10 protein-coding genes are annotated in these 10,683 nt (G+C 28.3%); 6 read left to right on the top strand and 4 right to left on the bottom strand.

Features of this window, described 5'->3' with window-relative positions:
• Window positions 1–5 precede the first annotated feature (5 nt).
• Window positions 6–2,165, top strand: coding sequence for a Tex-like N-terminal domain-containing protein (locus T390_RS0100285; RefSeq protein WP_027334565.1), 2,160 nt, complete (start codon window positions 6–8; stop codon window positions 2,163–2,165).
• A gap of 98 nt (window positions 2,166–2,263) precedes the next feature.
• Window positions 2,264–4,429 (top strand): ATP-dependent Clp protease ATP-binding subunit, encoded by a 2,166-nt coding sequence (locus T390_RS03630; protein ID WP_051590821.1) that lies wholly within the window; start codon window positions 2,264–2,266, stop codon window positions 4,427–4,429.
• Between the two features lie 163 nt (window positions 4,430–4,592).
• On the opposite strand, the gene T390_RS0100295 is transcribed toward T390_RS03630, so the two are convergent.
• Both T390_RS0100295 and T390_RS0100300 read right to left on the bottom strand, forming a co-directional pair.
• Window positions 4,593–4,949, bottom strand: a complete 357-nt coding sequence (locus T390_RS0100295) for a hypothetical protein (protein WP_027334566.1) — start codon at window positions 4,947–4,949, stop codon at window positions 4,593–4,595.
• Between the two features lie 182 nt (window positions 4,950–5,131).
• On the bottom strand, window positions 5,132–5,551 hold the full coding sequence (locus T390_RS0100300; protein WP_027334567.1) for a hypothetical protein: 420 nt from the start codon (window positions 5,549–5,551) through the stop codon (window positions 5,132–5,134).
• A 157-nt stretch (window positions 5,552–5,708) separates the two neighbouring features.
• Between T390_RS0100300 and T390_RS0100305 the strand changes: the two genes are divergently transcribed.
• Entirely contained in the window at window positions 5,709–6,425 is a 717-nt protein-coding gene (locus T390_RS0100305) for a phosphorylase family protein (RefSeq protein WP_027334568.1), read from the top strand.
• A gap of 16 nt (window positions 6,426–6,441) precedes the next feature.
• On the top strand, window positions 6,442–7,110 hold the full coding sequence (locus T390_RS0100310) for a hypothetical protein (RefSeq protein WP_027334569.1): 669 nt from the start codon (window positions 6,442–6,444) through the stop codon (window positions 7,108–7,110).
• Between the two features lie 33 nt (window positions 7,111–7,143).
• On the opposite strand, the gene T390_RS0100315 is transcribed toward T390_RS0100310, so the two are convergent.
• The gene (locus T390_RS0100315) at window positions 7,144–7,710 is read right to left on the bottom strand and encodes a thymidine kinase (protein ID WP_027334570.1); all 567 of its coding nucleotides are present in this window, start codon (window positions 7,708–7,710) and stop codon (window positions 7,144–7,146) included.
• A 79-nt stretch (window positions 7,711–7,789) separates the two neighbouring features.
• Entirely contained in the window at window positions 7,790–9,163 is a 1,374-nt protein-coding gene (locus T390_RS0100320; RefSeq protein ID WP_027334571.1) for a M17 family metallopeptidase, read from the bottom strand.
• An 86-nt stretch (window positions 9,164–9,249) separates the two neighbouring features.
• Here T390_RS0100320 and T390_RS0100325 point away from each other — a divergent pair, with 86 nt between their 5' ends.
• Together T390_RS0100325 and T390_RS04050 are read left to right on the top strand one after the other, a co-directional pair.
• A complete protein-coding gene (locus T390_RS0100325; protein WP_027334572.1) occupies window positions 9,250–10,263 on the top strand; it encodes an ECF transporter S component in 1,014 nt (337 codons plus the stop codon).
• 173 nt (window positions 10,264–10,436) lie between these two features.
• Window positions 10,437–10,683, top strand: a 247-nt coding sequence (locus tag T390_RS04050) for a hypothetical protein (protein WP_027334573.1), incomplete at its 3' end; no start/stop codon positions are given.

Below are 10,683 nucleotides of genomic sequence, written 5' to 3' on the forward strand. Positions count from 1 at the left end.
GAATTATGAACATATCAATTAAATTTGTAGCAAATAAATTAAACTTAAAAGAAGAACAAGTACAAGTTGTATTAGATTTATTAAAAAATGATGCAACAGTCCCATTTATAGCTAGATATAGAAAAAATGTTACTGGTGGGCTAGATGAAGAAATCATTAATAATATTTCTGATATGTATAATTACGATGTTGAATTAAATAAAAGAAAAGAAGCAATCATCAACATTTTGAAAGAAAATAAACTTCTAACTGCTGAATTAGAAAATAAAATTAAAAATGCAGAGACAAAAGCTGATGTTGAAAATATCTATGAACCATTTAAAATAGGTAAAAAAACAAAAGCGACCGAAGCTATTGCTCTAGGTTTGGAACCATTGGCATTAAGTATCATTAATGCAGATAGTCCAAAATTTAATCCATATAAAGAGGCAGAAAAATACCTCAATGATAAGGTACCTACAGTTGATTTTGCTATTGAGCAAACTAAATTCATAATTAGTCAAATTATGTCTCAAGATACTTCAAATAGAGAATATGTTAAAAGTCAAATTTTCAACTACGGTTTTATACAAACAAAAATTAAAAAAGATGCAATTGATGAAAAAGAAACCTTTAGGCTTTATTATGATCATACCGAAAAAGTTTCAAAAATCCCTAATCATAGAGTTTTAGCTATCTCAAGAGCTGAAGATTTAAAAATTATTTCTTACAACATTGTAGATTTTAACCTTAAAAAGATAACATACGATCTTAACGAAAAGTACTTTAAAATAAAGACAACCGGGAAAATAATACACGAATCACTTGAAGATAGTTTAGATCGTTTAATTATTCCTTCAATAATTAGAGAAATTAAAACCGATCTTTTTGAACGTGCCGAAAAAGAAGCGATTAAGCTTTTTGCAGACAATGTTGAAACAATGTTATTATTCCCAGCAGTTAAAAATAAAATGGTTATGGCAATAGACCCTGCATACGTAAATGGCTGTAAAATAGCTATTTTAGATCCTCAAGGGAAATTTTTAGAAAAAGCATTAATTTTCCCAACCATAAAAAGTGAACATAAAATTTCTGAAGCTAAAGTTATTACAAACAAATTAATTGATAAATATTCTGTTGATGTTATCGTAATTGGTAACGGCACAGCTTCCAGAGAAACAGAAACTTTTATTGCTAAATTAATAGAAGAAAGAAAACAAAATAATAAAGATGCTAATCAATTGCAATATGCAGTTGTTTCAGAAGTAGGTGCTTCTGTTTATTCAGCTTCAGCAGTAGCTCAAGAAGAATTTCCTTTATTAAGTGTAGAAGAGAGAAGTGCTATCAACATTGGCAGACGATTCCAAGACCCATTAAATGAATTAGTAAAAATAGATCCAAAATCTATTGGTGTAGGTCAATATCAACATGATGTTAACCAAAGAGAGCTTAATAAAGCACTAGAATTTAAAGTAGATAAAGCTGTAAACTTAGTTGGAGTGGACTTAAATACAGCCACAAAAGAAATACTTTGCTATGTTTCTGGTTTAAGTAAAAAACTTGCTGAAAATATTATTGCTTTTAGAAATGAAATCAAAAAATTCAATAATAGAAAAGAATTACTTAAGGTTTCAGGCGTTGGGCCGAAAGCTTATGAACAATCTATTGGTTTCTTAAGAATTCACGATTCAAAAATTTTCTATGATAGAACAAATATTCACCCCGAAAGCTATAAACTAGCTGATAAAATAGTTGAAGAATTAAACATTGACTTAAATGATATTGATGTAAAAATGCTTGAAAACATCAACATAGAACAGTTAGCAAATAAATTAAATTCAAATGTTTTTGATGTTCAATTAATAATAAATGCCTTAATAAATCCAACTAAAGATATTAGAGACAATAAAGATGGTTACATATTAATGGATAACGTCCTAAATTTAGAAGATTTACAACCAGGAATGCAATTAAAGGGTTCTGTTCAAAATATTACTGACTTCGGAATCTTTGTATATATAGGTATAAAACAGGCTGTTCTTGTTCATATTAGTAATATGAAAAAAGATAAAAATCACTTTATAAAACATCCTAAGGATGTAGTTAAAACGGGTGAAAATATTACTGTTGAAATCTTGTCTATAGATAAAGAAAGAGATAGAATACAAGGTAAATTAGTATACTAGCTGGCAAAACCAGCTTTTTATAAAAAAATAAAATATTTTAGCAGTCTAAGTAAAAGAGTGCTAAAATTAATATATTACATAAAAATAAAGGAGGCAAAATGGATTTTAATTTTGAAGATTTATTTAATATGGATAACAAAAGTTCAGATAAGAAAAATGAACAAGACCCACTTAAAATTTACGGAAGAAATTTAACTGATCTAGCAGCAAGACACGAGCTAGATCCAGTTATTAACAGAGATGATGAAATTAGACGTATCATTCGTATATTAAGCCGTAAAACAAAAAATAATCCCGTTTTAGTTGGTGAGCCAGGTGTTGGTAAAACTGCTATAGTTGAAGGATTAGCTAGAAAAATAGTTGAAGGACAGGTACCCGAAAACTTAAAAAATAAAGATGTATACGAATTAGACTTAGCAAGTATGATAGCAGGTGCATCATATCAAGGTCAATTTGAAAAAAGACTTAAAGATGTTTTAAAGAGAATCGAAGATTCAGCAGGTGAAATTATTGTTTTTATTGACGAAATACATATGTTAGTTGGAACTGGTAAAAACGCTGATGGTGGTATGGATGCCGCTAATATCATTAAACCACTAATGGCTAGAGGTAAAATGCACTTAATTGGTGCTACTACTTTTGATGAATATAGAAAGTATATTGAAAAAGATGCAGCTCTTGAAAGACGTATGCAAAGAGTTGATGCGAAAGAACCATCAATTGATGATACTATTACAATCTTACGTGGTATTAAAGCAAGATTTGAAAACTATCACAATGTTAAAATTCAAGACGAAGCTCTTGTAGCAGCTGCAAGATTAAGTGCTAGATATATTTCGGATAGATTCTTACCAGATAAAGCTATCGACTTAGTTGATGAAGCTGCTGCAACTATAAAAACCGAAATTAACTATGAACCAGAAGATTTGGAAAAATTAAAACAAAAATTATCTAAGCTAAAAATGGAAAAAATTGCTATTAGCGATGATGAAGTTAAAAATGAAAAAAGAATTAATGAAATTGATTTAGAACTTAAATCAATTGATGAAAAAATTAATCAATTACAACAAAAATGAAACACAGAAAAGCAAAGACTTGAAGAATTATCTAAACTTAAAAAATATTTAGATGATTTAAAATATAAACTTCAAATCTATCAAAAAGATGCTGACTATGATAACGCTTCTAGAATTTTGTATTTTGAAATTCCTAAAACAGAAAAGAAAATTTCAGAAATTGAAAAAGAAGTTAATAATAGCACATCATTAATCAAAGATAGTGTAACTGCTGAAGAAATTGCTGGAATTGTTTCCAAATGAACTAAAATCCCAATTACAAAACTTCTTGAAAGTGATAAAGAAAAATTATTAAATTTAGAAAATGATCTTAAATCTAGAATTAAAGGCCAAGATGTTGCAATTAGCTTAGTTACAAAAGCTGTTTTAAGAGCAAAAGCGGATATTAATGACCCTAATAGACCTTTGGCAAGTTTCTTATTTATGGGGCCTACAGGCGTCGGAAAAACCGAACTAGCTAGAGCATTAGCGTTTTCATTATTTGATAGTGAAAAACAAATGATTAGATTAGATATGTCCGAATATATGGAAAAGCATAGTGTTTCTAAAATTATAGGAGCTCCTCCAGGATATGTTGGATTTGATTCAGGCGGTTCCTTAGCTGAAAAAATCAGAAAGAATCCTTACACAATCTTATTATTTGATGAAATTGAAAAAGCGGACAGAAATGTTTTAAATATTCTTTTACAAATTCTTGATAATGGTGCTTTTACCGATTCGCAAGGCAGGATGATTAACTGTAGAAATCTTATAGTGATTATGACATCTAATATTGGTTCTTCGGAAATCATTAATAAACTTAATGATGAAATGCCAGGGTTAAAAGCTGAATTATTAAAATTCCTAAGTCCTGAATTTGTCAATAGAATTGACGAAATAATCAAGTTTGAACCACTTTCAGAAAAAGTAATTCAAGAAATTGTAGAACTAGAATTAAATAAATTAATTAGAAGAATTAAGGATTCTAAGGATATTAAATTAGAATATACTCCAAAATTAGTTGAATATGTTGCTAAAACAGCTTATGATCCTAATTTTGGAGCCCGCCCAATTAGAAGATATATCCAAAATAATATTGAAAGTTTATTAGCATACCAAATAATTGATGGTTCAATAAAATCAAATAATTCATATATTTTAGATGTATTTGCTGGCAAGTTTGTTGTATCCAAAAAAATAATAAATTAATAGCGCAGAAAATTTCTGCACTATTTTTAAGCTTTTGAATTTATATTAAAACCTTTCAAAAGGCAAGACTGCCATCTTAAAAGGATTAATTGATTAGATAGTGGGAGTCATCTTTTGAAAGATTAGTATTACTAACTAATAACATATTATTAAACAATTTATATTACATCTCTTTATTAGCTAATATCATAATACTTGCAACCAATGTTAAAATTGGTACGAAGAACCCAATAATTAATAAAATCATTATAGTTTTCTTTTCGTGTTTTGATGCTAATATTGTCATAATAATTTGAATGATAAATTGTGCAAGACCCGAAAATGATGCAATGAATAATACTGCTATAAGTCCTGATGAGGCACCAACAACTGTTGCAGTTTTTGCCTCATAACTTAAATCAGTGGTACTTGCAGCTGCTCCGGCTGCTCCGGCTGCCATAACCATCGCAACTATAACCAATACAATTGCCAAAATAGGCAATATAATATTTGCAATCGATAATTTTTTAATTTTAGACATAAAGTCTCCTTTAATTTATAGAAAATCTAAGCAACTAAAACGTTGCCTATGCACATTATATTTTTTTTTTTTTTTGTAATTAAAGAGTGAAAATAAGTGGAAATTTTTGCACTTTTTAATGAATATATAAAAATAAAAAGACTAATAAATAGTCTTTGATAACACTTCTATTAAGTATAGTTTTATATAGTTTGATTATTTAATGTTATGTTTTGAGCATCATTTTGACTTTGTTGTTCTTTTTGACAAAGAATCATAATGAAAGCTGCTAATGCTGTGGCCCCCACAAAGAAACCAACGATTAATAAAATCATTATTACAGTGTTGTTTTTGAACTTAATTAGAAGAATAATATGAATTACAAGTGTCGGAATCCCTAATATCACAGCAATAATTTGAAGACTTATAAGAGGTGCCAGCATTCTAAGAGTGGATGAAATAACATCATAATTAGGTTCACTATCCGACTTTGCACTTTCATACTGTTGTACTGTGAGGTTATGAATAGTTTTTAATGCAATAATAAAAAGAGCGATTGATACTATGAAAGCAAAGACTCATAAAATTATATTTGTTAAGGCTAGTTTTTTTGTTTTTGTCATCTTATTTCCTTGTATTATATTTTTGAAGATTATAATTATATAAGAATTATTTAACATTATTCATACAATGACATATATTAAGTAAATAATAATTTAAACTGTTTTTGATAATTAACATTTTTTTTACAAATACTATAAAACAGAGAAATGAGGAAAAATGTCAATACATATTAATGCCAAAAAGAATGAAATTGCTAGAATAGTTGTGTTATCTAGTGATCCTAAAAGAATGGAATTTATGGCATATAAATTTCTTACTAATGTTAAACAAGTAAGCAACTTAAGAAACCAAAACTTTTTTACCGGTGAATATAAAGGTAAAAAAGTTACATTCGGAAGTCATGGAATGGGACAATATGCTGCAGGAACTATTGCGACTGAATTAATAGTTGAATATGGTGTAGATGTTTTAATTAGATGTGGTTCAGCCAGCTCATATGTATCAGATATTAAGTTGCTTGATACAATAATTATAAATAGAGCTTATAGTGATAACTTAGCTATTTCCAGATTAGTTAATAATGAACTTTCACACGTATACTATCCAAATAAAATTCTTACAGAATCATTAGAAGAATCAGCTCAAAAATTAAACATTCCATATAGATTAGAAAGTATACACTCTGCAGATGTATATTATAGCAATAGATCTATTACCGAAACAATAGATGAAACTAATTCAACTGTTGTCGACGGCGAAAGTTTTGCAATTTTTGCAGTAGCAAAAAGATATGACAAAAAAGCTGCGGCAGTTTTACAAATAAGCGATAACTTGCCAAATATGGAATATATTGATAGTTTAGCTAGAGAACAAGGTATTATTAAAAACTTTGAAATAGTGCTTGAAACTATTTCAAATAATAAAACTTTATAAAACATTGGAGGTATATATGCTATTTTCAATATTAGAAATATTAGTACTTTTAATTTTAATGACAATTATGTTGTGGTATATCCTATATTGAAATTCAACAGGATTTATTAAAAGATTGTACATTGTAGCTTACTGCTATACTGCTGAAAATATTAAAATTAATGAAAAAATACTCAAATACTGAATGAAATTATTCTTCATTGTTTCAATTACATTACTAGTTGTTACTTTAATACCAAATATTATAGCTTTAGTTTATATGATAATAAATGCACATAAGGGTTTTCAATACATTCAATATAATTGACTTCTTATGTGATTATCACCTTTAGGAATACTTTCATTTTTTGTCCCTGGTTGTGCTCTAATTTCAAGAATATCTCATTTTTATAAAAAGAATGATAATTTAACATTATTAGATGACTTAATTACAAATAGTGATTATACAGAAAAACAATTAGACTTGTCTAAACCTTCTACAATTGACTGTCAAATTAAGCACTCATTATTTAAAAAACCAGTCAACACATTATCAATTGTTAACAAGACTAAACATAATATAAACAAGGCATATTTAAACTTTGTCTTGCCATATAAACACTGTTGTACTTTATGAAAAGGCGAAAATCTAACTATTGATTATGCTAATGTAAATGAAAGCTTTAAAACTTACAATTTTAATTAATAATAAAAGCACACTTTTGCGAGTGTGCTAATTTTATTTTCTAACTTTTTCGCCTTTTATATGGCAAATTCTGCATCTAGCTTCATATTCCGAATCGCCTAAAACAAACGTATCATTGTTTTGAATTTTTCTATAACTAAAGCCAGCATCGGACTTGCAGGATAAACAAACTGCTTTTAATTTTGTAACACTATCTGCTACAGCCAGAACCTGAGGCATTATTCCAAAAGGTCTTCTTAAAAAATCCATATCCAGACCCGAACATATTACTCTTGTTCCTTTATAAATTAGTTGATCAATAACATCCATTAATGACTCATCTAAAAAGTTCACTTCATCTATTGCAACTGCTTTATACGATGAATCATAGTAATCTAAGATTTCACTTGCTTTATTTACATTAATAGCGTTAATTTTAGCTCCTGTTCTACTTACTATTTCATTTTGACTAAAACGACTATCAAACTGAGGTTTTATGATTAAGGTTTTAATTCCTGCTATTTCTAAGATTTTTATTCTTTTAAGTAATTCTTCAGTTTTACCTGAAAACATTGGGCCCGTAATAACTTCAAGTTGTCCTGATCCGCTTTTTAAATACATATTTACTCCTTTTTAGTTAAAATGCATAAGAATAAAAAGACCAATATGTCTATACATAAGGTCTTTTGAAAATTTAACACTATATTAAACTTAATTCAGTTAATGTTTTAACTAATACACCTTGAGGCATTTCATCGATTTCAGCTGTTCCAGCAACATCACAGTGAATGTATTCAACACCATCTGTAAATTCTTTCAAGAACATAGCAGCTGAACAAGAGCCAGCATTACCTGATAAATCAGTGTTTTTTAAGTCAGCAACTTTTGAAGCTTTAATGTTTCTTGAGAATGCTTTATCAAATGGCATTCTTCAAACTAATTCGTGTGATTTTTCTGCAGCTTTATAAAATTCTTCTCAAGCTTTTTCTGTTGTAGATCAAATACCTGTGTAAGTTGTACCTAAGGCAACTAAAATTGCACCCGTTAATGTTGCAACATCAATTAAACGTGTCGCCTTTAGAATTCTTGCACCATATGTTAAACCATCAGCCATAACTAGACGACCTTCAGCGTCTGTGTTATTAATTTCAACTGTTTTACCGTTCATAGCTGTTCAAACTGAATCAGGTAATGAAGCGTCACCATTAACTCTATTGTCTGTAATACACATAATTGCAGAAATATTTTTCTTAGGTTTTAATTGTGCAATAGCTTTCATTGCTGATGCAACAATTACAGAACCCGACATATCAAATTTCATACCTAACATACTTCTTGATGGTTTAAGTGAATATCCACCTGAATCAAATGTAATACCTTTACCAATCATAGCTGTTTTTTCTTGAGATTCAGGATCGCCTGTATATTCAATAACGACTACACGAGGTTCATACATACTTCCTCTATTAACTGAAAGTAATAATCCCATTTTATGTTCTTCAATTTGTTTTTTATTAAGAACTGTAACTTTAAGATTTTCATATTGAGCTAAGTCTTTAGCAACAAACTCAGCTAAAAATTCTGAGTTACATACATTAGGTGGCATAATTTGCAAGTTTCTAGCAAAGTTTGTAGCTTCAGCTAAAATAATTGCTTTATTTAACGCTTCTTTATTACATTCTGAAACCTCTGTTACATAAGGTAATACGTCAAATTCTTCTTCGTTTTCGCATTTAGCTTTAACACTATAAATTTCGCCTTTTACAAAGTAAAACGCTCTAATAAATGCTTCAATAACAGTATTTAAGCAAATGTTTTCGGTTGTAAATGATTTGAGATCTACTTGATAGCTTCTAGATGCATTTTGTGCTAAAGATTTGAAAAATGCTAATAAGCCTGCATAATCTAATTCTTTTTTATCACCCATATAAGCAACTGCTTCATTTTCACTCAAATATTCAGTTATAGCGTACATTTTTTTAATTAAAAGCGCACAATTACATTCATCTTTAAAAGTAGCTTTTAATAAAACAGATGAATTTCTTGTTGTTGATAATTCTTTAAAAAGTTTCATATTTTTGAGCCTTTCTTTTCAATAATATTAATATATAAATTTTAACATTTTAGGGGTATTATCTTAAATATTTATATAATTATTACATGAACACAAAACAAAGCAAATGAAACAAATTTAATGACTTTATAACTGAATTTAAAATACTTCCAAAGCTTTCAATTCGTAAAATTGCGTTTATCGGTATTTTAATTGCTATTTCGGTTGTTATCTTTGTTATTTTCGCTTCGTTTGTGCCATTGATTTCCATTCCTACCTATAAAATAAGCTTTATCGGTTTGCCGATTAAAATTAGCGGCTTTATCTTTGGCCCTATTGTTGGTGGAATTGTTGGGTTAATAAGCGACTTAATTTCGTTCGCAATGTTTCCAACCTTTTACAATATTTATTACACCTTAGCAGCCGTGGTTGATGGTGTAATATCAGGCTTAATTGGAATTTTATTTCTAAAAATACTAAAATTCGTTTTTGGCGGTGCTTTTAGAGACGCTGCTTTAGAAAATAGAATTTATAAATTAAAGACAACCTTGACCAATTACAAACTAAACGATCAAGATGCAAATAAGATTTACAAACTTGAAAATAAAATTATTCTTTTGAACGAAAAACGTAAGCAAATAGCTATTGTAGGTACAGAACACTTATTACTAAATGCTAATTTGATTGCCTCCGTCACAATAATGTCTCTAGCTTGTTTAGCAATATTTATAGTTGTATTTTTGAAAATAGATGATTCTACAATTAAAAACTTTAGTGTAATACCTAACAAAACGCTACTAATTATATTTATGCTGTCAGGATATATTTGTATGATTATTTTCTTAATTATTTCAAGATATAAAATGAAACCTAAACATTACTCTGTCATCGTTCCAATAGTTATTTTTTCAGCTCTAATTGAGCTCGTTAATGTTCCATTACTTTCATTAGCTGATTATTCTGCAACAAACAGTTCTGCAGCTGAAGGAACTATAATAACATATATGTTCCAACATATTATGTTCAGCCCTATAAAAATATGATTTAATATGTTCGTCATCTTTTTTACATATAACATCGTTGCACCATTAATTAATAAAAACAATGATATTATGTATTAACAATTTTCTATGGAAAGTTGTTTTTTATTATAAACAGCACTTTTAGTTAAAAATTAATAAGTTATGCTAACTATTCATTATAAAAGTGAGGTTCCAAAATTGAACCCCACTTTTATAATTTTTGCCCTAAAATATAAATATAACAACCAAATAGAAAGGGCAATATAATTATAATGAAATTTAAAAGTTTAAACAATGTTTACTGTATCGAAACAACAGTAAAACACTCATACAATAGCCAAATAAAATATAGATCTAAACACATTCACGTTTACATTAATGATTCTGAAAAAGACTTAGAATACGCAAATCAAATATTTTATAGGAACAGATTAAAGGTTCATTTTAATCATATTTCTATAACTAAAGCACATAAAATTTTGAATATGATGCAATTAAATTACTCTATAAGTGATATAT

It is taken from the genome of Mycoplasmopsis felifaucium ATCC 43428 (assembly GCF_000687775.1).
Classification (GTDB): Bacteria; Bacillota_I; Bacilli_A; order Mycoplasmatales; family Metamycoplasmataceae; genus Mycoplasmopsis; species Mycoplasmopsis felifaucium.